The following is a 26566-nucleotide window of genomic DNA, read 5'->3' as shown; positions in this document are numbered from 1 at the left end:
TTGGGCAAAGATTCAAAAAAGAAATCAACATCATCCAAATCGGATATTGCGCCACTCAAACTGAAAATTGACGGCAAGAAACGCCAGTTCGATATCAATAATCCAAAACTGCCAGACTGGATTGATGATGGAGATCTGACATCAGGCGGCTTTCCATATACTGAGAAAATGCCAAAAGACGAGTATGCAGATACGCTTGAAAAGTTGCAGATCGAACTCGTCAAGATGCAAAGCTGGCTTCAGGAAACTGGCGGACGTGTCATCTCGGTGTTCGAGGGAAGAGACGCAGCAGGTAAGGGTGGGACAATATTCAACCTGCGCCAGTATATGAACCCGCGCTCCGCGCGCAATGTTGCACTACCCAAACCAAGCGAAATCGAGCGCACCCAATGGTACTTCCAGCGTTATGTTTCACATTTCCCAAGCGCGGGCGAGTTCGTAACCTTCGATCGTTCCTGGTATAATCGCGGGGGCGTTGAGCCTGTCATGGGATTTTGCACTCCAGAGCAACATGAGTCATTTTTGGAGGAAACGCCCGGATTTGAGCGTATGATCGTTGCGGATGGCATCTATTTTTTCAAGTTCTGGCTGAACATAGGCCAAACGATGCAACTAAAACGTTTTCACGATCGCCGACATAGCCCGCTCAAGAACTGGAAGTTTTCACCTATCGACATTGCTGGTGCAGAGAAATGGGACGAATACACCAAAGCGCGCGACGGAATGATGGCTCGGACGCATACGGCACACGCACCTTGGACTATCGTCAGATCGAACGACAAGCGTCGCGCACGAATTGCCGTCATCCGTCGGATTTTGCTTAACTTGCCTTACGCTGATCGTGATCTGACGATCATTGGCAACGAAGACTCCCTGATTATAGGAAATGGCCCCGATTTTATTTGAAGGAGGGGCGATGCGGCGTCTTTTCCCAAAGAAATGGAGCAACCTGTAATTGCCATAAGGCCCGCCATGCTGCTGCGGAGATCAATGCCCAGTAAAACGGCAAACCTAACAGGATCTGGCCTGACAGGTTCTCCTTTTTGAGTGCCGCGCGCCCCAACAGGTGAAACGACAAGAAGCCCGATATAATGCTCAGCAGGTCGAATATGAGGATGCGGCTGTAAAAACCAGTGTCCTTAAATAAAGTGATCTTCAACAAAGCATAAGTGATGAAGATCACCATTGCAGGAAAAAGCAGAGCAGACATCAGCAGTCCGACCGTCAGGATGTGATAGACCAAAAAACGCTTCAGGCCGGCGCGCCTCAGCATTTCCTCAGGCTGCCGCATTTCAACCAGCCATGTTTGCATCCAGCCTTTTAGCCACCGGGTCCTTTGTTTCAGCCACACCCTTACGTCATTGGGTGCATCTTCGACTGTCGGAAGGCTAAGCATTTCAACATAGTAGCCACGCCGCGCAAGCCTGGAGCCCAATTCTGCATCCTCAGTGACGTTGAAGGGATCCCAGCCGCCAATTTCCAGCAAACACTCACGACGAAAATGATTGGAGGTTCCACCAAGTGGAATGACAAATCTGCCGCTCGCCAACCAAGGTAAAAGACCTCTGAATTGGGCGGCATACTCAAATGCAAATTGTCGACTGATCCAACTATCATTACCATTAGCAATGACGAGCGGAGCTTGAAGGCAGGCCAGCGTGTCGGGGGCTACAGAAAATCTTTGCCACGCCTCACGCAATTGACCGGGATGCGGCCTGTCCTCAGCATCATAAACTCCGATGAATTCACCCAACGCGAGTTGCAGTCCAAAATTGAGCGCCTTTGGTTTTGTCCGTGGACCAACTCCGGGAACGGAAATCACCTTGAAACTGACGGGCAACAGTTCTTGCTCGAAGGCTGCAAGCGTAAATTGGTCGTCTGCTTCGCAAAGGAAAAGGACTTCAAGACGAGAGTGGGGCCAATCAATCGCTTTGATGGCCTCTACAAGTTGGGGAACTACCTCAGCTTCCTTATAGAGAGCGATCATAACGGTATATATCGGGACGCTGGCAGATGTGTCATCCAGCACTTGGGTTTGAGCGATGCCCGCATGCCGACTGGCCAACAGGCGTAAAACGATACAGCCAATAAAAAGCGAAGAGAGAAACACGTGCAGTACCGGCCAGAGAACGCCTGGAGCAATCATTGCAAGGAATATGAAGACTGTAATCGCCACTCCAATGATGACGCCCTGTCGGCCATTTGCAACGATTCGAGCCGAGTGAATTGGCCCATTCTCGAGCATGTTCACGGCATTGCCCGCGAGATAGTTCGAATGTTTCGACAGAAGAAGTTCGTTCAAGGAGGAGGGTGAGATTATTTTAAGGCTAGTCGTATCCGCATCACTCCTTGAAAAGTTTTGCTTGATACGAGCAATGTCCGATAACGTCGGCACTATATACTTCTTTATCGCAAGGTCGGCAGTGACAGCAACGACATGACGTATCTGACGCAGTTTCACGAAGTCTTTGCCGCTCGGAGCAATGACATGAATATCGGGTGGTATGTCCTCGAAGACCAGACCCGCCTCTTCAGCCAGACAGCGGGTAAGCAGCGACTGGTCTATGCCATCAGCGGCGTAAAGCTCATCGATGAATGACGTGCAATTAAATCGGTAACGCTTGAATGCAGCTACTATTTCAGATTTTTCCACGCCAGTAGACGCAAGCCGCGTTGCGATCGAAATTTCGAACTGACGCTCCATCATCGCCAAAACGTAGCGTGATAATGATCCTCTGCTCTATATAAAATATTTATACAGTATATTTCTGGTTGCAAAATACACACCCGCAATTTAAAGTAATAATTAATTCATCTAAACAACTTTATTTATAAATGAGAATAAATTTATATTGTGTCAATAATTATTTTTATCGTGTAAATATTATTTTACACTTCTACCGATTACAACTTGCAGTATGATAATGTCTTCACAATGCGGCTTATCGGAATACGCGCCAAATAGCAGTTTCCGTTTTCTGCCTGATGCGTTAGCCTCTGTGCAAATCAATTGCACACTGAGCCTCCATGCATTTTCGGTCCACCACTATTTTTCTATTAAGTCTCGCTCTGCTCATGATGGCGCAGGCGACGCATGCAGCAGATTTTCCACGTTATTGGGATGGTCGAGAACGGGTTTCCAAACCTGATCTGACAGCGGTAAAGCGCATCCGCTTTGTTACGACAGTTGATTACCCTCCATTCAATTTCATCGATAATGCGGGCCGCATATCAGGCTTCAATATCGACCTGGCACGCGCCATATGCGCTGAACTGGATGTAACTGCGATCTGTCAAATAGAAGCGCGTCCTTGGAATGAGTTACAGGCTACACTCGAGAGCGGTGAAGCGGAAGCCATCCTTGCAGGACTTCGCCCAACCACTGCTCTCAGACAAAAATATGCTTTTACTGCACCCTACATGCGGCTAACAGCGCGATTCCTCACATTGAATGATCACCAACTGACAGACCCTATCGACAAAACCTTGGAGAACAAGAATGTCGGTGTGATCTCAGATTCGGTACATCAGGCAATTTTTGCCGATTACTTCCCCAAGGCCCATTGGATCGGTTATCCCACGCGCGAGCTTATGCTCAAGGATCTGAAGGCAAAGAAGATTGATGCCGTATTTGGCGATGGCTCGGATTTGTCTTTCTGGATTGGTAGTCCGGATGCTGAAAAGTGTTGCGTGTTTGCCGGACGCCCATATACGGCTCCGCAGTTTCTCGGCGATGGGTTGATGATCGCTACGACGCTTCAAAACAGCGATCTTGCCGATGGCTTCAATTTCGCGCTGAAATCAATGGAAGCAAAAGGTACGATATCGGAACTGTATTTGAGATATTTCCCTATCGATTTCTATTGATGCAGACGAATAACTGCAAAAATCGGCCCTGACCCGCCATTGCCGCGATACATATGATTGACGCGGGATATCTGCCGCCATAGTGTCCGCCGGCTCCACAAGACAGCAGGAAAAACGAATGACTTCGCGCCCAAATAACCAAATCGAACTGACCCCCGAATTGATCGCGGCGGCAGCAGAGGCCAAAGCGTGGCCTTTCGAAGAGGCGCAGAAAATCGTCAAGCGATATCAGAAGACAGGGTATCCTGAGACAATCCTGTTCGAAACAGGCTATGGCCCCTCCGGTCTTCCGCATATCGGCACGTTCGGCGAAGTCGCGCGTACGTCCATGGTGCGCCATGCCTTCCGCATTCTGACAAACGATACGGTCAAGACCAAACTGTTGTGCTTCTCTGACGACATGGATGGCATGCGCAAGATTCCGGATAATGTACCGGACCCCGCTTCCCTCGTGCCACATCTGCACAAGCCGCTTTCGGCGGTGCCTAATCCCTATGGCGGCGATTACAAGAGCTTTGCTGACCATAACAACGTGATGCTGTGCCGCTTCCTCGACACGTTCGGCTTCGATTACGAATTCGCCAGCGCTACACAATACTATCAGCAGGGCCGCTTTGACGAAGTCCTGCTGCGGGCTGTCGAGCGCTATGACGACATTATGAAAGTAATGCTGCCCACACTCGGCGAGGAGCGTCAGGCCACTTATAGCCCATTCCTGCCAATATCACCGACAAGCGGTCGTGTTCTTTATGTCCCGATGAAGAATGTTGACGCGAAGAACGGTACAATAACGTTCGATGACGAGAACGGTACGGAAACAACCCTGTCCGTAACAGGCGGAAACGTAAAGCTGCAATGGAAGCCGGATTTCGGCATGCGCTGGGCTGCGTTGGGTGTCGATTTCGAAATGTTCGGGAAGGACCATCAGACGAATGCGATAATCTACGATCGGATTTGCGAAATTTTGGGTGGCCGCGCTCCGGAGCACTTCGTCTATGAGCTGTTCCTGGACGATATCGGTCAAAAGATATCCAAGTCGAAGGGAAATGGCCTCAGCATCGATGAATGGCTGACATACGCTCCAACTGAGAGCTTGGGGCTTTATATGTTCCAGAAGCCAAGAACTGCAAAGCGCCTTTACTTCGATGTCATTCCGAAGGCAGTGGACGAGTATTTTACCTATCTCTCAGCCTATGAGCGCCAGTCATGGAAGGACCGGCTGAACAATCCTGTCTGGCACCTCCACAGCGGCAATCCTCCCGCCGTTGATATGCCAGTTCCCTTTGCTCTCTTGCTTAATCTGGTCAGCGCATCAAATGCTGAAAACAGCGGCGTTCTCTGGGGCTTCATTTCGCGTTACGCCACAGGTGCCACACCGGAAAAGAATCCGGAGCTTGATGCGCTGGTGAAGTACGCAATTCGTTACTTCAACGATTTCGTAAAGCCGACCAAGAAATTCCGTATGCCTGACGATGTGGAACGCGTTGCACTGCAAGGAGTGTCGGACAAGCTGGCAACATTGCCCGCAGACGCCGACGGCAACACAATTCAGAATGCCATTCTGGACGTTGCACGCGCTATCGAACGTTATCAGGACCATACGAAGAAGAGCCCCGAAGGTGGCCCGGGTGTGGCTGTGTCATTCTTCCAGATGCTTTATGAAGTTCTTATCGGTCAAGAGCGGGGGCCACGCTTCGGTTCGTTCGTAGCATTGTATGGCATAGACGAGACACGCGCTCTGATTGCAAAAGCATTGGCTGGCGAGTTACTCTGAGCAAACAGCTCGGAGGAACGGAATGATCGATCATACCGGGATAATAGTCAGCGATTTCGAAGCGGGTAAGAAGTTCTATTCTCAAACGCTCGGGGCAATCGGATACAGTCTGATTGTCGAGTTTCCGGCTTCAGTTACCGGCAGTGCCAACGTTGCAGGGTTTGGCGAGAATGGTAAGCCTGATTTTTGGGTTATAAGCGGCACGCCAAACAAGCCGCTGCTTCATGTAGCCTTCCGGGTCAATAGCCCTGATGTCGTCGACGCATTTTATAAAGCCGGATTAGCAGCGGGTGGTGCTGATAACGGGAAGCCGGGGTTACGCCCGCGCTATCATCCCAATTATTATGGCGCATATGTGCACGATGCGGATGGCCATAATATCGAAGCGGTCTGCCACGAAGCCTAAAGACATTATTGCGGAGCTGGCGGGAACGGCGCGTCAGGCGAAGTTACCGGCGGCGGCGCTAGCGGCTCTTCAATAACATCCGGTGTCTCGGTCGCTTGAGGCAAGGGCAGCTCATCGCTTGCCGGCAAAGACGGTGGTGCACCACCGAAAATGCCGAGCTTCTGCTCCTCAGCTTTCTTCATCATGTCCGCCAACGGCGCCCCATCCCGAGCGCGTGCCCACCCATTGGAGACGAGCCAACTGGCGACGTCCATGGTACCCAATTTACATTGCGTGGCGATCAGTTCATCCGAGGATTGGCCCGGCACATTGCATTCGATAGCGCGCGAACGCAGCCAGTTACGCAGGGCAGTGCGTGCGGCCATGCCGCATGGCCAATCGACACCATCGGCCTTGCACGTTTCCTCAACGCCCGGCGCATTGATGCCTTCAATAGATATTCTGTATCCAGACGCTTCGATGCTTCCTGCACTCGTTGCAACCGGTCGGTAAAGCAGAACCGGCTTTGCTGTATTATCAACTGGTGCTGGTGCAGGGGGTGGAGTTGGAAGCGTGGCCTGTCCGAGTTCACTCAATGGCTTGCGTGGGTCTATCCGCTGCAATGGGCCCAATTGCGTGGGCGCTGGTGCATCATCCGGGTCGACCTGGCGCAAAGGAAGCCTGTTTGTGGTTGCCGGAGGCTCTTCCCGCACTGGCGCGGGGGCTGGTTCTTCAGGTGCCGCATCCTGCATCTCTGCAGGCAACTCGAAATCTTCAGCTACGACACTTACGTCCTGATCTGATGCAATCGTTGCTTCAAGACCACCATGAAACGGCGCAATAAACGAATAGGCCAGAGCGAGCGCGACCAAAACGGTCAGAACATAGAGCCGTATCTGGCGCATGCGATGCGAATCCCTATTGGCTCGCCCAAAGGATACGCGCAATCCAATCAATATGAACTGCGTCAAAAGTCCTGTTTGTATGTTCAGGGTTCATCGACTGCAATTCAATCGTGCGAGGTGTTTGACGGGAAAGAATTTTTGCCATGACTTCGCCGTCCTTGGTTCGAACGACAACGCGGTCGCCCCGGCGCACAGGCGCTCCTGGAGCAACGATGACTGTGTCGCCATCCCGATACAGAGGCAACATCGAGTCCCCGGACACTTCAAGCGCGTAGACAGTATCGCCGGGACCAATGGGGAACTCCACGACATCCCACCCCTGCCCGACAGGAAAGCCTCCATCGTCGAAAAAACCACCCGCACCAGCCTGAGCGAAACCAAGCAGTGGAATTGACCGCATGGCTGTTCCAGCAGCATTGGAAACCTTGCCGTGAACCAGTGTTGTGAATTCATCCAGAGAAGCGCCGGTTGCTTCCATGATCTTTGCAAGCGATTCAGTCGAAGGCCAGCGTGCACGTCCGTCTGCAGCATAGCGCTTGGATTTGTTGAATGTTGTCGGATCGAGGCCAGCACGCTTCGCCAATCCGGAAACGGATAGCGAATGACGTTGAGCCAGCGCGTCGATGGCCGCCCAAATGCGGTCATGTGAAAACATGGACATATTCCAAACAGAAGGAAAAAATACCTTGGCAATGATTTTAAGCAGCAATTTAACAAAAGTCGAGAAGAATCGCGGAAAACTTTCTTATTTTGTTAGTTCCAATTGCCAGATTTCTATCACTTGGAAAAATGCGGAAACTGTCCAGGACAACTCCCGCATTTCCGTCAGGCAGCTTTCTTTGCGCTCTCCGCAGGATATGGATTGAAACGCTCATAGAACGTGTCACCCTTTTCGGCCATATCAAGCAACAGCTTCGGAGCCTTGAACTGGGCACCATATTTCCGTTGCAGATTCTTGGCGATCTCCACGAACTGTGCAGCTCCAATGCCATCAATATAGGAAAGTGTTCCGCCCGTATAAGGGGCAAAACCGAAGGCCAGAATGGAACCGACATCCGCTTCACGCGGGTCGGTAACAATGCCCTCCTCCATCACACGCGCGGCTTCCAAGGCGATTGTCACAAGGAAACGCTGCTTGAGCACTTCCACGTCGATCTTGTCAGCATCCTGTTGCGGATAGAGCGTCTTCAACTCCGGCCACAAATGCTTCTTCGCCGGCTTGGCTGGATAGTCGTAGAAGCCTTTGCCATTCTTACGGCCACGACGATCATATTTGTCGACCAAAGTGTTGATCAGTTCCACATGACGTGGATCAACGGCCTTTGGCCCAAGATCTGCCAATGTTGCTTTGAGGATTTTCTGAGCAAGATCGATTGCCGTTTCATCGCCGAGTGCCAATGGGCCTACCGGCATTCCCGCCATGCGGGCAGCATTTTCGATCATTGCCGGAGGAACGCCTTCGATCAGCATATTGTAGGATTCAGACATGTAACGCAGGACGCAGCGATTAACGTAGAACCCGCGTGTATCATTGACCACAATTGGGGTCTTCTTGATTGCACGCACATAGTCCAGTGCCACAGCAAGCGCCTTATCCGAGGTCTTCTTGCCCATGATGACTTCCACCAGCATCATCTTGTCGACAGGTGAGAAGAAATGGATGCCAATAAAATTCTTTGGCCGCACAGAAACCTTTGCAAGTCCGGTAATCGGCAGGGTCGACGTGTTTGAAGCGAAGACTGCGCCCGGCTTCAGCACGGCCTCTACTTTTTCTGTCACTACACGTTTGACTTCACGATCCTCGAACACCGCCTCGATTACGAGGTCGGCACCATCAAGGTCAGCATAATCAGCTGAAGCAGTTATCAAGCCGAGCAGCGTTTCCTTATCCTCGGCAGTTGCCTTGCCTTTCTGCACTTCCTTGGTGATCAGATCGGCGGAGTGAGCCTTGCCCTTCTCAGCAGCTTCAACGCTCTGGTCGACAAGTACCACCGGAATGCCCGCTTTCGCAGTGACGTAGGCAATGCTTGCTCCCATGAAACCGGCACCGACTACACCAACCTTCTTGAATTTTGTAGGCTTCACCTCTGCTGGACGACGAGCGCCCTTGTTCAACTCCTGCAAGGAGATAAACAGCGAGCGGATCATCATGCTCGCTTCAGTTGTCTGCAATATCTTGGTGAAATACCGCTGTTCGATCTTGAGGGCGGTGTCGAAAGGTACGAGCAGACCTTCATAAACAGATTTGAGAATCGATGCCGCACCCGGATAATTGCCATAGGTCTCGCGGCGCAGAATAGCCGTGGCAGCAGGCCAAAGATTGGCACCGGCAGCCGAATAAATCGCTCCACCCGGCAGTTTGAAACCTTTTTCGTCCCAAGGCTGAACCGGCTTCAAGCCGTCCTTGATCATTTTCTTGGCGACTTCAACCAGCTTCTTCGCAGGGGCAATCTCATGCACCAGTCCCATTGCCTTGGCTCGCGATGCGGTCAGGCTGGAACCTGTCGTCATCATCTGCAATGCATCCTGCTGGTTCGTTAGGCGCGGGACACGCTGCGTTCCACCAGCGCCCGGAAAGATACCGACCTTGACCTCTGGCAGGGCCATCTTGACCGAAGGATCGTCTGAAACCACGCGGCCGTGGCAGGCAAGCGACATTTCGAAAGCGCCGCCCATGCAGGTGCCGTTAATTGCCGAAACCCAAGGCTTGCCGGAAGTTTCCAGCTTGCGGAAAAGTCCGCCCATCTTGCCGGTCGTTTCGAAGAGCAGCTCAACGGCCTTCTGCGGGTCTTTTGCCTTCTCGTCCTGAAAAAGCTGGAACATGCGCTTGAGCATGGTCAGATCGGCGCCACCGGAAAAAGTGTCTTTACCGGATGTGATAACTGCGCCTTTGATTGCCGCATCGCCAGCAACCTTATCGACGATAGCGTCCAGCTCCTTCATGACCTCTTCCGTGAAGACGTTCATGGACTTGTCAGGCATATCCCATGTGACGAGAGCAATACCATCGGCATCGACGTCGAATTTGAAGTTTGTGTAAGTCATCTTCTCTCTCCTCAAACGCGTTCGATGATGGTTGCAGTGCCCATGCCAGCACCGATGCATAGCGTAACAAGTGCAGTGTTCAGATCGCGGCGTTCAAGTTCGTCGAGAACGGTACCGAGGATCATTGCACCTGTAGCACCCAGTGGGTGTCCCATGGCAATGGCGCCGCCATTGACGTTGATCTTGTCACGCGGAATATCGAAAGCCTGCATGTAGCGCAGAACAACAGCGGCAAAGGCCTCATTCAGTTCGAACAGGTCGATGTCCGAGATTTTCATCTTGGCGCGCTTCAGCAGCTTCTCGGTCACATCAACCGGACCTGTCAGCATCAAAGCCGGGTCAGAGCCGATATTGGCAAATGCGCGGATACGGGCGCGCGGCTTTGCCGACAATGCCTTGCCTGCGCTCTTGGAGCCAAGCAGGACACCGGCAGCACCATCAACAATTCCGGATGAATTACCCGCATGATGGACATGATTGATGGTCTCAACTTCCGGGTGGGCTTGAATGCCAACAGCATTGAATCCGCCCATCTCGCCCGGCATAACGAATGATGGATTGAGCGATGCCAATGCCTGCATATCAGTCGTGGGGCGCATATGCTCGTCGTGATCAAGGATCATAAGACCGTTTACATCCTTGATATTCAGAACCGAGTTCTTGAAGTAACCCTTCTTCCAAGCCTCGCCCGCGCGTTTCTGGCTCTCGACCGCATAAGCGTCCACATCATCGCGCGTGAAACCGTACTTCGTAGCGATCAGATCGGCGGAAACACCTTGAGGCATAAAGTAGCCCGGCAGACCGACTGACGGGTCCATATACCAGGCACCGCCCGACATACCCATGCCGACGCGTGACATGGATTCAACACCGCCAGCGATAACGATATCATCCGCGCCCTGTACGATCTTGGCAGCAGCGAAGTTCACGGCATCAAGACCCGAAGCGCAGAAGCGCGAGATCTGCATACCCGGCGCTTTGAAGTCATACCCCGCCTCGAAAGCCGAAGAGCGCGGGATAACCGCGCCGGCTTCACCGACAGGATCAACACAGCCGTAAATAATGTCGTCAACCAGACCCGTATCCAGACCATTGCGGTCACGCAATGCTTCCAGAACATGCGCGCCAAGGCGAACGGCAGGCACTTCATGCAGGCTGCCATCTTTCTTGCCCTTGCCGCGTGGTGTGCGGACGTGATCATAAATATAAGCGTCGGCCATAATATACTCCCTGTTGCTACCGCAGGCTCAAAGGCTGCGGGCGATCAAAAGCTTCATGATTTCGTTGGTGCCACCATAGATGCGCTGGACGCGAGCGTCGCGGAACATGCGGGCAATCGGATATTCATTCATATAACCATAGCCGCCGTGCAGTTGCAGGCATTCATCCACGACCTTGTTTTGCAGGTCGGTCAGCCAGTATTTGGCCATGGAGGCTGTCACCGGATCAAGCCCGCCATTCACATGACGCTCAACACAATGATTGTAGAACACACGGCCAATCGTTGCTTCAGTCTTCAATTCCGCCAGCTTGAACTGAGTGTTCTGAAACTCGATCACGGCCTTACCGAAGGCTTTGCGCTCCTTCACATAGTCGCTCGTAATTGCAATGGCGCGTTCCGCCATGGCAATGGCAGTGCCGCCAATCTGCAAGCGCTCCTGTGGCAATTGCTGCATCAATTGTACAAAGCCTTGACCTTCCTCGGTTCCCAGAAGGTTGGATGTTGGGACGCGAACTTCGTTGAAAAATAGCTCGGACGTATCATTGGATTTGAGACCAACCTTATCGAGGTTGCGCCCGCGCTCAAAGCCTTCCTGTCCGTCAGTTTCAACGATCAGCAGCGATGTGCCTTTTGCCCCTTGGGCCGGATCGGTCTTGGCGACGACAATGACGAGATTGGCGAGCTGTCCGTTGGTAATAAAGGTCTTCGAGCCGTTAATGACATAATGGTTGCCATCTTTTTTCGCACTCGTCTTAACGCCCTGAAGGTCGGAGCCTGCGCCGGGTTCTGTCATGGCGATTGCACCAATAAGCTCGCCAGTTGCCATTTTCGGCAGCCACCTCTGCTTTTGCTCTTCGGAGCCATAATGCAGGATATAGGGAGCAACGATGGAATTGTGCAGGGCTATGCCGAAACCATCGACACCGACATGGCTGATTGCTTCGAGGATTGCGCTTTCATGCGCGTAGGTGCCGCCTGCACCACCATACTCCTCCGGCATAGATGCACAGAGAAGGCCATTTTCGCCCGCCAGTTCCCAGACGGAACGATCAAAAATCTCTTGTTTTTCAAATCGGTCATAATGCGGCAGTACCTCGGCCTCAAGGAACTTTGCGGCCATTTCCTGAAGCATCACTACATCGTCGGTTTTCCACTCAGGCTTAGGAACGCCCAATACATCTTCCGGTCGCACACCCATTACAATCCTCCCGAGATTTCCTGAAACAGGCCGCGCTACCGCGGCCCATGGCTGCGTTGCATTCAGCTTAGAATGCTTCTGCCGGCAGCGCCATCATTGTCTCGGCACCCGTCTGGATACGAGCCAGATGGGCCGATGTTTCAGGCATTACACGTTCCATGAAATACTTGCCGGTAACCAGCTTGGTTTCATAAAAAGCCTTGTTATCTGCGCCGTTGCCAAGCTTGTTATTGGCCGCCTTGGCCATCTGTGCCCACATATATCCGAGTGACACGAGACCGAAGAGATGCATGAAATCGGTCGAGGCAGCACCTGCATTGTCTGGATTGGCCATACCATTCTGCATCAGCCACATTGCTGCGGCCTGCAAATCATTGAGGCCCTTCTTCAAATGTTTGGTGTAGAAGGTGAGCTTCTCGTCACCGCGATTTTCATCACAGAAGTCGCCGACTTCCTTGAAGAAAGCCATGATAGCACGGCCACCATTAGCACCAAGCTTACGGCCAACCAGATCAAGCGCCTGAACACCACTGGCACCTTCGTAAATCATAGCGATACGGGCATCGCGCACATACTGGCTCATGCCATGTTCTTCGATATAGCCGTGGCCGCCAAAGACCTGCTGCGCCATCACGGCATGCTCAAAGCCCTTATCCGTCAGAACACCCTTAAGCACAGGAGTCATGAGGCTGAGAATATCGTCAGCCAGCTGCTTTTCCGCCTCATCTGCCGAGCGATGCGCCACATCGGACTTCAATGCAGACCACAGGATGAATGCCCGGCCCGCTTCATTGAAGGATTTGATTGTCATAAGAATACGGCGCACATCGGGATGGACAATAAGTGGATCTGCTTTCTTGTCCGGAGCCTTAGGTCCAGTCAGTGAGCGACCCTGAATGCGATCACGCGCATAGATTGCAGCGTTCTGATAGGCAATCTCGCCAATGGAAAGTCCTTGCAGCGCCACACCAAGCCGTGCCTCGTTCATCATGGTGAACATGGCGCGCAGACCCTTGTTTTCACCACCGATGAGAAAACCTTGAGCTTCGTCATAATTCATGACGCAGGTCGAGTTGGCATGGATGCCCATTTTTTCTTCTATCGAACCGCACGATACGCCGTTGCGCGTCCCGGGGTTACCGCTTTCGTCGAGATTGAACTTCGGCACGATGAACAGGGAAATCCCCTTTACGCCTTCAGGCGCGCCTTCAATACGGGCCAGAACCAGATGAACAATGTTCTCGGCCATGTCGTGCTCGCCGGCCGATATGAAAATCTTCTGGCCGGAAATCTTGTAGGAACCATCGCCATTCGGCACGGCCTTGGTGCGCAGCAGACCGAGATCAGTTCCGCAATGCGGCTCTGTCAGGTTCATTGTTCCGGTCCATGTGCCATCGACCATTTTCGGCAGAAAAGCCTGCTTCTGCTCATCCGTGCCGTGGGTAAGAATGGCTGCAATCGCGCCCTGCGTCAGGCCGGGATACATGACCAGCGCCATATTGGCCGAGGCCATATATTCGCCAACCGCTACATGAAGCGCATAGGGCAAGCCCTGCCCGCCAAACTCCTGTGGCACAGCCAGACCAACCCATCCGCCTTCGCGATATTGATCGAACGCCTGCTTGAAGCCCTTTGGCGTTGTTACCGAGCCGTCATCGTGACGCACGCAACCTTCTTGATCGCCGGATTGATTGATCGGAAAAAGCGTGTTCTCGGCCAGCTTTGCGCCTTCACCCAGAATCGCTTCGACAATATCCGGCGATGCATCCGCAAAACCTTCAAGATTGTTGTAACGTTCAAACCCCAGGACATCATTGAGAACAAACAGCGTGTCTTCAACAGGTGCGCGGTAACTCGGCATCAGCTTCCTCCAAAACAAAAACGAGCAAAAACAGCACGCAGAACATCCGTGCCGCAGAATTTCGTCCTTCATAACAAATTTTGACGTTTCCGTAAACGTCAAAATTAGTGGTTGTAGCGTTTTTGGGATTAAAGAGCATGTATGTCATGCTTTCAAATCAGCAATGTCAAATCTCGATTGTCACTATTTCTTGCGGGTATTGTCGAGAAAGTTGGCGATATAGACCAGCGGAGCATTCCAGTTGATCGTAATTTCATTGGAGCCATAAGCTTCGATATCATCGAGATAACATTGTTGCGGGGCACAGCCAGCAAGCCGTGCCTTGGAAATATCATCGACAAGCGATGAATTCGGACCTCCTGCGAGAGAACCGGGCGGTGGGTTTGGAAGCGCTTGTTCAATTTGATGCGCAAACCAGCGGCTATGCTGATTCTTTGAAAAAGCTGTCCCATATCCGGTAATGTACGAGATGTTCATAGCATTACGCCCAAGGAGATAGTCAACGCTTTCACGAACGCTTTTCAGAAACTCCGGCCTGTGCGTCAGATCATAGGCGGCAGACACTACGATCATGTTCTGCAGTATCGCGTGATTGCTACCCCAGTCGTATTTGCCATTTTCGGGGCGGTAGATTTGTCCGAATGGCTCCTTTTCCTGAAGTCGTATAAAGCCCTCGGCGGCCTGAACCACTGAAGTTTTGATTGTCAGCCACTCCTTCGCGGGAAGCAATTTTTCGCCGTAAAGAGCCAGATGCAAGCGGGCAAATCCGGCAGTATTAGCCCAATCGAAAGCACCATGCCCTTCCCGGCTGAACACGTCGCCGCGCCAATGCGGCGAGCTTTTGATTGAAGAAAGATAGGCCGCCTCTCCTGTCGCCAGATAAAGCTCGCTGGTTGCCCAATAGAATTCATCACCAAGATCGCCGTCCCCATAGGCACCACCACCGTCGAAATTTCCAGACGGCGCTATAAGATCGGGGTGTGCCTGTGCGGCAGCCCAAGCCTGTTTTGCGGCGAGCAGTAATCGTTTCGAGAATAGCGCGTCATAGTCTTTAAAAAGGCGTGCCCCTTGAGCTGAAGCAGCCACAAGGTTGAGAGTGGCCGCCGTAGAAGGTGCATAGAGCGCACGTGGCTGCGGATCACTGTGGGGCATCATTGGTACGCCGGTCCAGTTTGTATCGTGCACTTTATGATGAACCATACCGGCGAACGGATCACCCGGCGGAACCACCATTTTCAGCATGAACTCCAGTTCCCAGCGCGCTTCATCGAGAATGTCAGGAGTTGCGTTGCCCTGCTCCGGCAAACGTGACCGCTTGTCGCTCAAGACAGTCCTGGCATTTTGTGCGAAAAGCCTGCCTCGCTCCACGGTGTCCATAAGCTGGGAAACTGCAATCCCGCCGTTGACAACATACTTGCCCTGATCGCCCGCATCATACCAGCCACCGCTAACATCAAGCGAATAGCTGCAAGCCCATTTGAATTCCGGGTAGATTTTTACAGCGGCTTCACTGTCCAGACACGGAACTGCTATATCTCCGAGGTTCGGCGCGATGCCAATATGTCCGGCTGGTCGCGCATAGGCTGAGCCCACAATATCCTTCCTGATTTCTATGCCGCTTCGGGCAAGATAAAACCAGGACTGTGCATCGACGCTCAAACGATCATAGATGTCGGGCTTTATAGAAAACGGTACGCTGAAATTCTCGCCTATGGCCAGACGATAGTTTTCACCTGTCTTTTCATACTCGGAGAAGTTCGCCTGCTGAGTCTTGAGACCGGACATGGGGTCTGGGCCGAAAGGTTTTGTCATGCCTTTGAATATGGGAGTGCCCTTGTCATCGATAAGCTGAAACTCCAACAGCTCGTCCAAGGAAGACACAACCGTTGCCAATTTTGGACCATCCGGCAAATAGCCAAGCTGATTGACGCGCACAGAGATTTCTTCTGCCCGACCGACTGTTGGCGCCATGGAGACGAATATCGTAGCCAATAGCATCAACAGACAGCGATGTATCATTCGATATTCTCCGCAGTACGCGATGGCGTAAAGGCTTTCATTGTTTGTATCAGATGCCGACGACGAAATGAGCTGTTATTTTAGCCGTTTGACCAAGGTCTTAACCACTTGTTTACCACGTTTCGCCAATGTCAGCGTGACGGTGAACCGTGTCTATATGTGATTTGTTTTTCACGGCTTGTCGGATCGCATGGGGCATAGGCCCCGGCTCTCCGGTTTGGCCCCGACGCGCTACGCGCCCTCGGCTTTCCCTTTGAGCACCCGAATCTGAATTGCCAGGTAACTGGCATGTCAACTTGAGCAGCAGACGTCCATGACGAACCAGAGGTCACTAATGGAACAGGTCAATGTCAATCGCGCCCGCCGTGATGCTACGTCGCTGGATAATCTCAATCGCACGCTTGAGGCACTCGAAAGCCAATTGCGCAATGCCATGAAGCCGAAAAACCCGGAGCCAGAGCTAGCGGGTAATGACATAGCTGATCGTTTTGCCGCTTTGGCTTCACGGGCCGGTTTGGCGTCTGCACCTCGCCGTGAGAGCCCGTCACAGAATAGCAAGCATGATCTTTCAGCCGTTGCGGCGCAGCTGAAGCAGTTGCGCACCGAGATGAGCGACGAAATGGAAGCGTCCAATTCCTCAATTTTGCATAACACTGCTTTGAACCGGCTGCAGCAGTCGGCTGCACCAACCAATTACTTTGGCAACTCGCAGACGGACAACGAGATACAAACCCTTTCCATGCTGCGTGGCGACCTGAACGAGCTGAAGCAGGCCGTATATAAACTCAGCCGCAACGATGCACCTGTTAACAGCGGACCAATGCCTGTTCGTTACATGCAGCAGATTGATGATCGCCTTGACGAGATAAGCCGGGCGATTGTCGCAACTTCTCATCAAACACCGGCACGCTTTGCCGAAGCCGATGTGTTTGAACGGCTTGAGGCGCGCATTGCGTCGCTGGCAAGCAGCGTTGAAGCCTCCGCACCAGCTCGCACCTCGGACGTGATCCTGCAGCGGATGGGTGAACTGGCACAGCGCGTCGACCACCTAACCGAGCAGGCAAAGCGTCCAGCCATCAATATTGATGCTTTGTCGGAACATCTTGCTGCCGTAGCGCGCCATTTGCAGAATGCACCGGCAGCAATCAGCATTTCAGACTTCCGCGACCTTGAGGACCGCGTATTGCAAGTCATCAACAAGCTGGAGACGCTTCCACAACAGCCTGCCAATGACCCTCTCTTCACCGCCACAGTTGATCAGCGGTTTGCCGAGCTTACCCAGCGGCTCGATGAACATCACCAGATGAACGAGCACAGCGACATCCGGTTGACGGATAGCATTGAATCACGCTTCGATGACATGGCTCGATTTATTGCTGAAAACACGCCGCAAACGGACAAGACTTCAGACGCTATCCACAATCTTGAATTGCAGATTGCCGGGCTTGCCGAACATCTTGCAAAGTCCAATGACCATTATGCCGAGATTGCCGCTATTCCTCCACGTCTCGACGCAATAGAAGAATCAATTGCGTCCAACCGCGATTTCATTGTTGAAACCGCACGAAATGCTGCGGCAGATGCCATCCGTAACATGGCCGACTTCAACAATAGTCACGACAGTGCTGTAGCGCGGGAGCTTGCCGGTGATCTGAAAACACTAGAAGCACTTGCGCGCAAGTCGGAAGACCGTAATACCAAGACATTCGAAGCAATACACGACACGTTGCTGAAGATTGTGGATCGTCTGGCATCGCTGGAAAGTGGGCCGGTCCCAGTTTATCGCCCAATTCCAGACAATGCGGTGGAACAACCGGCTATAAACGAGCCTGCTTTCGCGGCCCCGGTCTTTTCCAAAGCTGAAGAGACCGCTCTCGAAGTCGCACCTGCTGACGACAGCGAGATGATCAATGCCGAGCCACGCGCTAAAGCTTCAATATTTGGCGGCCTGACCCGAGGGTTCAAGGGACGCAACAAAGAGGTTGCACCTCAAGACCCGGATATCGGGATGGAACTGGACGAGCCAGACATGAAGCTCGACCTTGATCCAAGCTTGCTCAATCGCCCGCTTGAACCCGGCTCGGGCATGCCTGATCTGAATTCCATTCTTAAGCGTGTGCGTGATGACCGTCGCGAGATGCAGCTTGCCGGCAACAACGGCGATGGCAAGGCGGATTTTATCGCTGCGGCACGCCGCGCTGCGCAGGCAGCGGCACTTGAAATGGAAAGCCAGCAAAATTCATCGTCCATAAATGATGAACTGAGCGGAGAGGAACAACCAAAGCGCAGCTTCCTTGCACGTCAGCGCAAGCCTATCCTGCTGGCCATCGGTGCGATCATGATTGCCATTGCTGGATTGCAATTGAAGGCAGCATTCGTGGATCAGCCAACCAAGCCACAGGCAACCGCTTCTACGGTTGCGCCTGCTACAAAAGCACCTGCCAAGGCAGTAGAAAAGCCAGCACTGGTGGCACCAGCGCGCGAACTCGCAGCAGTCCGACCGGCTCCAGTCAGTGTAGAGAGCGTCATTGCAGCGCAGCAGCAGATGCCATCAACCGTCAATGATGCTGTTGACAGCACGACCACGCAATCCGTACCCGCGGCCGAACCAGCCCCTCTGGCAATTCCTGCTATCCCCACCGAAGGATTGCCAGACGAGTTGCATGCTGCCGTCGCCTCTGGAGACAACAAGGCTCTATTCGAAATCGGCGACCGCTATATGGATGGCCGTGGCTTCACGAGCGACTACGCCAAGGCAGCAGAGTGGTACAGGCTCGCTGCTGAGCGCGGTTTTGCGCCTGCACAATACAGAATCGGCAATTTCTACGAAAAAGGTCTCGGCGTTGATCGGGACGCAGTCAAAGCAAAGCATTGGTACGAGCTTGCAGCCAATCAAGGCAATGCAAGTGCCATGCATAATCTCGCGGTTCTTCTGGCATCCGGTGCTGGCGGTACACCTGACAATGAAGGCGCTGCACGCTGGTTTACGAATGCGGCAGAGCTTGGCGTCAAGGACAGCCAGTTCAACCTTGCAATACTTTCCGCAAAGGGCGTCGGGCTGCAGCAAAACCTGGAAGAAAGCTATAAGTGGTTCGCCATAGCAGCTGAGGCTGGTGACAAGGATGCGGGTTCAAAACGTGATGATGTTGCACATGCAATGACCGCGGATCAGCTCGCACGGGCAAAAGCAGCTACCGCGTTATGGAAGCCAAAGGCAATGGATCCTGATGCCAACGCGTTGAACATTCCTGAACAATGGCAGGAAGTACCCGTGAAAACCGGTTCTCTCGACATGGAGAAGGCCGTTCGCAACATTCAGTTGATTCTCAACAAGAATGGCTACGATGCTGGCGGGTCCGACGGGCGAATCGGTACGAAAACCCGCGAGGCAATCATGGCATTCCAGAAGGATAATGGGCTGAAGCCGACAGGCAGCATCGACAATGATCTGGTGCAGAGCCTGCTGAAGAAGAACGGTTGAGCTTTCAAAGCTCAACCCATCCGTTTTGTCGTGATATAATTACCGCAGCATACGAAAAAATCCATTGCGACAAAGGGTTTCGCGTTTAAATCTATATAAACCCGGTATGGCAGTCTAAACTCTGACAAAGCCCGCAAGCGAGCAATAAACCTTAAAGAATTGCTGTCATCGTGGTGCTTGAGCGCCATAATGGGGTTTGGATAAAGTTGGGTATTTACCTGCCAATAGCCGAGATTTCGGTCAATATTTTCGTGCTTTTCGGCATGGGAGCTGCGGTAGGATTCCTGTCGGGCATGTTTGGCGTTGGCGGTGGATTTCTCATCACCCCGCTGCTGATCTTTTACAACATTCCGCCGGCAGTCGCCGTTGCCACAGGTGCCAATCAGGTTATTGCTTCCTCTTTCAGTGGTGCCCTCACGCATTTTAAGCGTGGTACGCTTGATGTTAAACTCGGGTCCTTGCTGGTAATAGGCGGCGTCCTGGGTGCAGGTGTCGGTATTTATGTCTTCGTGCTCCTGCGCGAGTTGGGTCAGCTCGATTTGATCGTTTCTCTGCTATATGTGGTCTTTCTGTCCACAATCGGCGGCCTGATGCTCTATGAGAGCATCCAGGCCATGCGCCGCACCAAGGCAGGACAACTGGCAACGTTGAAAAAGCCGGGCCAGCATAATTGGGTGCACCGGCTGCCATTCAAGATGCGGTTTCGAGCCTCGAAGATCTACGTCAGCATTATACCTATTCTGGTGCTGGGTGCAGCGATTGGCTTCCTATCATCAATCATGGGTGTAGGCGGCGGTTTCATCATGGTTCCGGCAATGATCTATCTCCTCAAAATGCCAACCAACGTCGTTATTGGCACATCGCTCTATCAGATTGTTTTTGTGACAGCTTTTACCACCGTCATGCAGGCCACGACCAACCAGTCCGTCGATATTGTGCTGGCATTCCTGCTGATGTCCGGCGGTGTTATCGGTGCGCAATATGGTGCACGCATCGGCCAGAAATTGCGCGGCGAGCAATTGCGGGCGCTGTTGGCAATGCTGGTCCTTGCCGTCGGGTTGCGCCTTGCGATTGAGCTTTTTGTTACACCGGACGATCTTTATTCGATCAGTCTTGCAGTCGTAACGGGTGGCACATGACACTCGCCCTGCGCTTGATCTTTATGCTTGCAGTCTGCCTTGCCGTTCAATCTGCGAATGCCCAGCAGCGACCGGTTAATACCGAAACCGTGGAGATCGGGCTCTCGACGGATACGATTGCGATCACATCCGGTTTTCGCGGCACGGACCTGACAGTATTCGGTGCTTTGGACAATGCAGACCCGCTTATTCAAAGGCAGGGTCGCTATGATATCGTGGTGGTTCTTGAAGGGCCTGAGCGCAGCTTTGTCGTCCGTCGCAAGGACCGCTATCTGGGTATCTGGATAAATGCGGAATCGGTCTCGTTCCAGCATATTCCAGCATCCTATTCGCTCGCCTCTACGCGTAACCTTCAGGATATAGCTACGCCGAAAGTTTTTGCGCAACTCGGTCTTGGCGTCAACAATATGTTCTATGAACCAATGCCTGATGGTTTTGGTTCGAGCCAGACACTAAAGGAATTCACGCCCGAGCTGCCACGGTTGAAGCTCAAGCAAAAGCTCTACAGTCAACGCCCCGGCGATGTTCAGTTTCTCTCCGCCACGCTCTTTCGCGCAACCCTGTCCCTGCCGGCCAATGTGCCTGTGGGCAAGCATGTGGCGCGTGCTTTCCTCTTCCGCAATGGTGAGTTCCTTCGCGAGAACGCTACCAGTCTCAATATTGTGAAAGCTGGCCTTGAGTTTCGCATCTATCGCGCCGCGAACCAGTACAGCCTGCTTTATGGCATTTTCGCAGTGTTTCTGGCTGTTATCACAGGCTGGGCTGGCCGCTTGATCTTCCGCAAGGATTGATCTTCAATTTGCCAATTTGGCAACAACAATCAAACCCTGCAGAGGTTCTCCGCGATCAAGCCGGATTGTTTCCCGTGCAAGCGAAATCAGCGCCATGCCGTGGACGGCCAAAAGCCGCTCTATATAGGATTGTGAATGGGTGTACCGGAGTGATGGCTGTAGAACAGGCTCATCGCTGCCTTCCTGATTTTCAACCGAGAATACAAACAGCCCATCAACGGTCAGTGACTTTGCAATGGCTGCAAAGGCGCGATCAAGATCACCCACATAAACAAAGACATCCGCAGCAATCACCAGATCAACGCTCTGGAGCGTCATCTCGAACTCGTTGACATTACCCTTGGCGAGATCGTCATAGACCTGCTTTTCTGCGGCCTTCTGCAACATGACTTCGGAGAGGTCCATGCCGGCGAGATAGTCAGCGACCGGTCGTACATAAGGCCCCATAAGGCCCGTGCCGCAGCCAACATCAAGCACTGAGGTATAACGCCGCCCGGAGCCGTGCTTTTCTATCGCCTCTGCCAGCAGTCCAGGCACACGATATTCCAGCTTGTCGAGCAAAGCGGTTTCGAATGTTGGCGCGTAAGCATCGAAGAGGGTTTCAACATAGGCCAGTGGGGGCATCGCCGGTGCGGGGACACGGCCGGTTGAAGCAAGCTTCAGGCCCGCGCCGAAACGATCCTCGGGATCACGCTCCAGCACATCCCGCCAGGCCGCAGCGGCATCATCCGCCTGTCCTGCAGCTTCCAGCAATTCTCCGAGACGAAACCGCCCGGCAGTCCAGCCGGGCACCAGCTCCAGCGCCTGTGCCATGAGATCGGCAGCGGCAGCATGGTCACCACTATCGAACAGCATATCGGCGTACGAAGCGCGGCGGTCCGCTATCAGATCACCCGATGAGTGGAACGCTCTCGCCACGATTGTCAGTTTGTGATCTGAACGCGGATGGCGACGATATCGACAACCTTGCCGGCTTGGGAAATATCCGAATTGATCCTGATGACGCCATTGCCTGACGGCTTTTTGTCCGCCGGGAAATCGACTTGTACCAGATATTCCTTGCTGGCGTCGGAGACATCATAGCGCTTGCGCCCGCAATCGCCGAGATTACCGAAATCGCAGCTCACCGCCATTTGTGTCGAGGTGCCGTCTGGCGTCCTTGCCACGATATCGAACAACGCTGTCTTGCCAGCCAGTTGCTGCAAGACGCCCTCGCCGACCTGAAAGCTGATCTCGTCGGCTTCGCTTGGAGATTTAATGCGTAGATATTTCTGTACCTGATCACCATCAATATTGGCTGTGGCCCGTCCCGAGACAGACACCTGCGTTGTATCAGACGGATCAAAGATGCCTATCCATGTTCCTTCCGTTGGCAGTTGCCCCTCTTTGAGCGGCTCATGGCTGCCGCTTGCTGCCGGATTTCCCGTGCTTGGCGGTACGCTAGAAGGCTTCGAATTGATAATACCCGTCGCCACCATCCACAAAACAGCGATAGCCACGACCAGCAGGGCGAGAATGATGAGAAGCTTGGTCAACCCCTTCGCCTTCTTGCGCTCCGTGCGTTCCTTTTTCTCGCGCCGGTAACGGTCCTTCTGCACATAGTCCGGCCGCTCGTTTCCGGCGGTGAAGGGCCTGTCGGCTGCCAGTTCCGGCGCACCAAGTTCAGGTGCAGCAGGAGCGTCGATTGTTGGCTCAATACGTGCATCATTGCGGCGCGGTTCTGCACGTGAAGCGGAGAGCGAAGGCTCGCGGGGCTCTACAATTGGCGCAGGTGCAGCGGGAACCACGGAGCCTGTCACCTGCGCCTCTTTTTCAATTCTGGTAATGGCAATCTTCAGCCGTTCGCGGCGCTCGTTGCGCTCTGCATCATCCAACGCGCCATTTGCTGCCAGCGAACGCTCATGCGCCCCCCATGCGGATTCATAGACTTTCTGCCGTATTGCAGGGTTCTTGGCATCAGCCTTCGCCAACGCATTACGGATTGCTTGTTCGATCGCTTCCAAACCGGCGAATATCCCTTAACAGCCATAATCAGTGGCTAGTGGCCTGATTCTAACATTCGCCCACCGTTTCAATCACGCTTGCAGCGAATAATAAAATCAAGAAGACCACCAGTAAGTTTATGTTTCTAGTGGAGTTTATGAATTTGTCATTTGCCTGAGAGCCAATGACCGGACGGAATACAAATGTCAAATTCACTCCACTAGCCATAACCTATCTGACTGCTTATTCAAGATAGTGGCGGCGCAATGATGGCCAGACCATAGTTTTTGATTAGATTGTTCATTGCATCAAACAGCTTTCACTTGCTCAAAAACAAAGGCATGATAAAAAGACTTACGTTTACGCAAACGTCAAAATTGTTCTATCGGGAGGTAGCCATGGCATTGCCGGAAATTCTGAAGAAAAACCTGCGCATTCCGGTTGTTGGAGCGCCTCTGTTTATCATTTCCCATCCAGCTCTGGTTATTGCCCAGTGCAAGGCTGGCGTTGTCGGCTCGTTCCCCGCGCTCAATGCCCGCCCGGAAGCACAGCTTGATGAATGGCTGGCCGAGATCACCGAGACTTTGCGCGACCATAATGAGAAAAAACCGGACCGCCCCGCAGCCCCCTTTGCCGTCAATCAGATCGTCCACCGTTCCAACAAGCGACTCGAACATGACCTCACCATGTGCGTCAAATACAAGGTGCCGATTGTCATCTCGTCGCTCGGCGCTGTGCCCGAAGTCAATGACGCGATCCATTCCTATGGCGGCATTGTCCTGCATGATATCATCAACAACCGCCACGCAAACTCCGCCATACGAAAGGGTGCTGATGGATTGATCGCCGTTGCTGCCGGTGCAGGCGGCCATGCAGGCCCGCTCTCACCCTTCGCGCTGGTACAGGAAATCCGCGAATGGTTCGACGGCCCGTTGCTGCTTTCCGGCGCTATTTCCACGGGCAAGGCCGTACTCGCCGCACAGGCCATGGGCGCAGACCTTGCCTATATCGGCTCTTCCTTCATCGCGACAGAAGAAGCCCGCGCCGTTGACGACTATAAGAAGATGATCGTCGACAGTGCCTCTTCCGATATCGTCTATTCCAACTATTTCACCGGCATCCACGGCAATTACCTGAAGCCATCCATCGCTAAATCCGGCATGGACCCGGACCACCTGCCGGAAGCCGACCCTTCCAAGATGGATTTTGAAGCTGCAACCACCGGCGCGAAAGCCTGGAAAGATATCTGGGGCTGCGGTCAAGGCATCGGCGCAATCAAACAGGTGGTTCCGGCAGGTGAACTCGTCGCACGGCTCGAGCGGGAATATGACGAAGCCAAGAAAGCTCTCTGCGCTGCCTGAGTTATCCAGCTACTAATCGCGACTATGGAATGGTGGCAAGATGCAATTGCATAATCATTGCGCGTGGTTCGACGCAGTTCACCTACCTCTCCGTCATCCTCGGGCTTGACCCGAGGACCCACATAAACGTTGTAGCGGAGCAAACCGAGAGCCCATTTAATGAATCCTCGGGTCAAGCCCGAGGATGACGGCGGAGTAATAACTACCCCCGGCCATGTGCAGGCTTGCAATCACGCCACCTTCCTCACGGTGAGCATCCTGAGCTTGTCGAAGGGCGAACCACGCACAACAAACATACAACTTTTGAATACCATTAATCTGAACGCCATCTCTCAACGCTTGCAATTATCATGCAATGACGGTATCAGGCGCGTCATCCACGGCCATCAAGTTTGACCGCTTTTGGATCAGGGAAACCAGCGTTCCCGCCGCTTTAGCTCAGTTGGCAGAGCATATCATTCGTAAGTATTGGGTCCGCCCGAGAATGATGTTCAAAACCAGTGCGTTGGCGGGTATAGGAATAAAATAGTAGGGCGATAGTAGGTTGCTCTGCGTTTGGTACGCCGCTTTAGCTCAGGTGGTAGAGCACATCATTCGTAATGATGGGGTCGCAGGTTCGAGTCCTGCAAGCGGCACCAGTTCCTTCAATAAGTTAGCATAATCGAGCACACTCCTGATTGCAGAGTCTGGCGACAATATCGCAGGTGATCGATTGCAAAATTAAACAAATTCATGGCTCGCGCGCAGATGCATTCAAAATATCCATAATAAATTGAATTGCTATGATGCCTCCCATACATCAATAGATTCAATGAACCATTTTACCCTGTTACTTACAATTCTGAATCCATTTTTGAATTAATCTACCCCACGAGGTGAACCAATGAACGAATGGCGTCCCATTGCCATCCTTGCGAACGTCCAAGTCATCGAGGCAATCGGGAACGATAAACTTGCGGTAGCCGGCATCTCGGATGCACGCATCGGCGATTGCATTTCAGCGCAACCAGAACTCAAAGATTTTTTGTCTAGATTCACTGATGCACATGGGATTGTGCGAAAGCCGTCCGTTATCATTGCTCACTCATCGATCGCTAAGGATGATTTGAACATGGACATGGTCGCAGGATTTCGCGACGTGATATCGATTTGCTGCATTTTGGAAGCTCGTCAGAAGACGCTTCGGTACGGAAGGAATGCCGGACCGATATACTCAAATTCCTTTTCACTTTACCCTTGGATGCTTTCTCCCCACATGAACCGATTGGTTGCCATTACGCCTGCAATTGAAGCCATTCATCGATTAGATAAGTTTCACGGGCAGACCTCGCCCGAAATTCCAATTCACGATATAAATGCGCAATCTTCTGACAAAGGGTTAGTAAGCCTCCTATTGTCTCGCTGGCGATGACGTGCTCCCGTTAAATTAGTCCATTCTCAACTGGAATTTTCCAATAATGCCCCGGTTACGGGCTGAGGAGAAACCGATGAAGAAGACGAAGTTTACAGAAGCGCAGATCGCCTTCATTTTGAAG

At 52.7% G+C, this 26566-nt stretch carries 19 protein-coding genes and 1 tRNA gene; 10 read left to right on the top strand and 10 right to left on the bottom strand.

Annotated elements, in window-relative coordinates; genetic code table 11:
* A complete protein-coding gene (gene ppk2 / locus ABKW30_RS18845; RefSeq protein WP_348600467.1) occupies positions 1-906 on the top strand; it encodes a polyphosphate kinase 2 in 906 nt (301 codons plus the stop codon).
* Here the strand turns inward: ppk2 and ABKW30_RS18840 are convergent.
* On the bottom strand, positions 899-2461 hold the full coding sequence (locus tag ABKW30_RS18840; RefSeq protein WP_348600466.1) for a glycosyltransferase: 1563 nt from the start codon (positions 2459-2461) through the stop codon (positions 899-901). The two genes, ppk2 and ABKW30_RS18840, sit on opposite strands and share 8 nt — an antisense overlap.
* A gap of 566 nt (positions 2462-3027) precedes the next feature.
* Between ABKW30_RS18840 and ABKW30_RS18835 the strand changes: the two genes are divergently transcribed.
* The 3 genes from ABKW30_RS18835 (at position 3028) to ABKW30_RS18825 (ending at position 6047) form a co-directional block, all read left to right on the top strand.
* Positions 3028-3867 carry a transporter substrate-binding domain-containing protein gene (locus ABKW30_RS18835; RefSeq protein ID WP_348600465.1) on the top strand — a complete coding sequence of 280 codons (840 nt, stop codon included), beginning with the start codon at positions 3028-3030 and terminating at the stop codon, positions 3865-3867.
* Positions 3868-3985: 118 nt separating this feature from the next.
* Positions 3986-5641, top strand: coding sequence for a lysine--tRNA ligase (locus ABKW30_RS18830; RefSeq protein WP_348600464.1), 1656 nt, complete (start codon positions 3986-3988; stop codon positions 5639-5641).
* Between the two features lie 22 nt (positions 5642-5663).
* A complete protein-coding gene (locus tag ABKW30_RS18825; RefSeq protein ID WP_348600463.1) occupies positions 5664-6047 on the top strand; it encodes a VOC family protein in 384 nt (127 codons plus the stop codon).
* Between the two features lie 5 nt (positions 6048-6052).
* On the opposite strand, the gene ABKW30_RS18820 is transcribed toward ABKW30_RS18825, so the two are convergent.
* The 7 genes from ABKW30_RS18820 to ABKW30_RS18790 all read right to left on the bottom strand — a co-directional run bounded on the left by ABKW30_RS18820 (position 6053) and on the right by ABKW30_RS18790 (position 16276).
* Positions 6053-6931: a thermonuclease family protein gene (locus ABKW30_RS18820; protein ID WP_348600462.1), complete on the bottom strand. Its 879-nt coding sequence runs from the start codon at positions 6929-6931 to the stop codon at positions 6053-6055.
* 13 nt (positions 6932-6944) lie between these two features.
* Positions 6945-7586 carry a helix-turn-helix transcriptional regulator gene (locus tag ABKW30_RS18815; protein WP_348600461.1) on the bottom strand — a complete coding sequence of 214 codons (642 nt, stop codon included), beginning with the start codon at positions 7584-7586 and terminating at the stop codon, positions 6945-6947.
* 170 nt (positions 7587-7756) lie between these two features.
* On the bottom strand, positions 7757-9976 hold the full coding sequence (locus tag ABKW30_RS18810) for a 3-hydroxyacyl-CoA dehydrogenase NAD-binding domain-containing protein (RefSeq protein WP_348600460.1): 2220 nt from the start codon (positions 9974-9976) through the stop codon (positions 7757-7759).
* A gap of 11 nt (positions 9977-9987) precedes the next feature.
* Positions 9988-11196 carry an acetyl-CoA C-acetyltransferase gene (locus ABKW30_RS18805; protein WP_348600459.1) on the bottom strand — a complete coding sequence of 403 codons (1209 nt, stop codon included), beginning with the start codon at positions 11194-11196 and terminating at the stop codon, positions 9988-9990.
* A 27-nt stretch (positions 11197-11223) separates the two neighbouring features.
* Entirely contained in the window at positions 11224-12396 is a 1173-nt protein-coding gene (locus ABKW30_RS18800) for an acyl-CoA dehydrogenase family protein (RefSeq protein ID WP_348600458.1), read from the bottom strand.
* 67 nt (positions 12397-12463) lie between these two features.
* Positions 12464-14257 (bottom strand): acyl-CoA dehydrogenase C-terminal domain-containing protein, encoded by a 1794-nt coding sequence (locus ABKW30_RS18795; protein ID WP_348600457.1) that lies wholly within the window; start codon positions 14255-14257, stop codon positions 12464-12466.
* Positions 14258-14440: 183 nt separating this feature from the next.
* Entirely contained in the window at positions 14441-16276 is a 1836-nt protein-coding gene (locus tag ABKW30_RS18790) for a glycoside hydrolase family 9 protein (protein ID WP_348600456.1), read from the bottom strand.
* 313 nt (positions 16277-16589) lie between these two features.
* Between ABKW30_RS18790 and ABKW30_RS18785 the strand changes: the two genes are divergently transcribed.
* The 3 genes from ABKW30_RS18785 to ABKW30_RS18775 all read left to right on the top strand — a co-directional run bounded on the left by ABKW30_RS18785 (position 16590) and on the right by ABKW30_RS18775 (position 21687).
* A complete protein-coding gene (locus ABKW30_RS18785; RefSeq protein ID WP_348600455.1) occupies positions 16590-19757 on the top strand; it encodes an SEL1-like repeat protein in 3168 nt (1055 codons plus the stop codon).
* A 206-nt stretch (positions 19758-19963) separates the two neighbouring features.
* Positions 19964-20896, top strand: coding sequence for a sulfite exporter TauE/SafE family protein (locus tag ABKW30_RS18780; RefSeq protein WP_348600454.1), 933 nt, complete (start codon positions 19964-19966; stop codon positions 20894-20896).
* The gene (locus tag ABKW30_RS18775; protein WP_348600453.1) at positions 20893-21687 is read left to right on the top strand and encodes a TIGR02186 family protein; all 795 of its coding nucleotides are present in this window, start codon (positions 20893-20895) and stop codon (positions 21685-21687) included. The genes ABKW30_RS18780 and ABKW30_RS18775 overlap by 4 nt, the downstream gene beginning before the upstream one ends.
* 3 nt (positions 21688-21690) lie before the next feature.
* On the opposite strand, the gene ABKW30_RS18770 is transcribed toward ABKW30_RS18775, so the two are convergent.
* Together ABKW30_RS18770 and ABKW30_RS18765 are read right to left on the bottom strand one after the other, a co-directional pair.
* Positions 21691-22605 carry a methyltransferase domain-containing protein gene (locus ABKW30_RS18770; protein WP_348600452.1) on the bottom strand — a complete coding sequence of 305 codons (915 nt, stop codon included), beginning with the start codon at positions 22603-22605 and terminating at the stop codon, positions 21691-21693.
* Between the two features lie 5 nt (positions 22606-22610).
* Positions 22611-23690 carry a hypothetical protein gene (locus ABKW30_RS18765; RefSeq protein WP_348600451.1) on the bottom strand — a complete coding sequence of 360 codons (1080 nt, stop codon included), beginning with the start codon at positions 23688-23690 and terminating at the stop codon, positions 22611-22613.
* A 378-nt stretch (positions 23691-24068) separates the two neighbouring features.
* Between ABKW30_RS18765 and ABKW30_RS18760 the strand changes: the two genes are divergently transcribed.
* From ABKW30_RS18760 to ABKW30_RS18750, 3 genes are all read left to right on the top strand, one after another.
* Complete coding sequence (locus ABKW30_RS18760) at positions 24069-25031, top strand: nitronate monooxygenase family protein (RefSeq protein WP_348600450.1); 963 nt, start codon at positions 24069-24071, stop codon at positions 25029-25031.
* Between the two features lie 562 nt (positions 25032-25593).
* A tRNA-Thr gene (locus ABKW30_RS18755) sits at positions 25594-25669 on the top strand.
* Between the two features lie 245 nt (positions 25670-25914).
* Positions 25915-26442 (top strand): hypothetical protein, encoded by a 528-nt coding sequence (locus tag ABKW30_RS18750; RefSeq protein ID WP_348600449.1) that lies wholly within the window; start codon positions 25915-25917, stop codon positions 26440-26442.
* Positions 26443-26566: the final 124 nt, after the last annotated feature.

It is taken from the genome of Phyllobacterium sp. SB3, assembly GCF_040009165.1.
Taxonomy (GTDB): domain Bacteria; phylum Pseudomonadota; class Alphaproteobacteria; order Rhizobiales; family Rhizobiaceae; genus Phyllobacterium.
This window is presented reverse-complemented; position numbering and strand designations above follow the sequence as displayed.

Bases quoted from the DNA above. Each gene is read 5' to 3' on its own strand.
- ABKW30_RS18835 (WP_348600465.1), top strand. From the start codon at position 3,028: ATGCATTTTCGGTCCACCACTATTTTTCTATTAAGTCTCGCTCTGCTC.
- ABKW30_RS18830 (WP_348600464.1), top strand. From the start codon at position 3,986: ATGACTTCGCGCCCAAATAACCAAATCGAACTGACCCCCGAATTGATC.
- ABKW30_RS18825 (WP_348600463.1), top strand. From the start codon at position 5,664: ATGATCGATCATACCGGGATAATAGTCAGCGATTTCGAAGCGGGTAAG.
- ABKW30_RS18820 (WP_348600462.1), bottom strand. From the start codon at position 6,931: ATGCGCCAGATACGGCTCTATGTTCTGACCGTTTTGGTCGCGCTCGCT.
- ABKW30_RS18815 (WP_348600461.1), bottom strand. From the start codon at position 7,586: ATGTTTTCACATGACCGCATTTGGGCGGCCATCGACGCGCTGGCTCAA.
- ABKW30_RS18810 (WP_348600460.1), bottom strand. From the start codon at position 9,976: ATGACTTACACAAACTTCAAATTCGACGTCGATGCCGATGGTATTGCT.
- ABKW30_RS18805 (WP_348600459.1), bottom strand. From the start codon at position 11,196: ATGGCCGACGCTTATATTTATGATCACGTCCGCACACCACGCGGCAAG.
- ABKW30_RS18800 (WP_348600458.1), bottom strand. From the start codon at position 12,396: ATGGGTGTGCGACCGGAAGATGTATTGGGCGTTCCTAAGCCTGAGTGG.
- ABKW30_RS18795 (WP_348600457.1), bottom strand. From the start codon at position 14,257: ATGCCGAGTTACCGCGCACCTGTTGAAGACACGCTGTTTGTTCTCAAT.
- ABKW30_RS18790 (WP_348600456.1), bottom strand. From the start codon at position 16,276: ATGATACATCGCTGTCTGTTGATGCTATTGGCTACGATATTCGTCTCC.
- ABKW30_RS18785 (WP_348600455.1), top strand. From the start codon at position 16,590: ATGACGAACCAGAGGTCACTAATGGAACAGGTCAATGTCAATCGCGCC.
- ABKW30_RS18775 (WP_348600453.1), top strand. From the start codon at position 20,893: ATGACACTCGCCCTGCGCTTGATCTTTATGCTTGCAGTCTGCCTTGCC.
- ABKW30_RS18760 (WP_348600450.1), top strand. From the start codon at position 24,069: ATGGCATTGCCGGAAATTCTGAAGAAAAACCTGCGCATTCCGGTTGTT.
- ABKW30_RS18750 (WP_348600449.1), top strand. From the start codon at position 25,915: ATGAACGAATGGCGTCCCATTGCCATCCTTGCGAACGTCCAAGTCATC.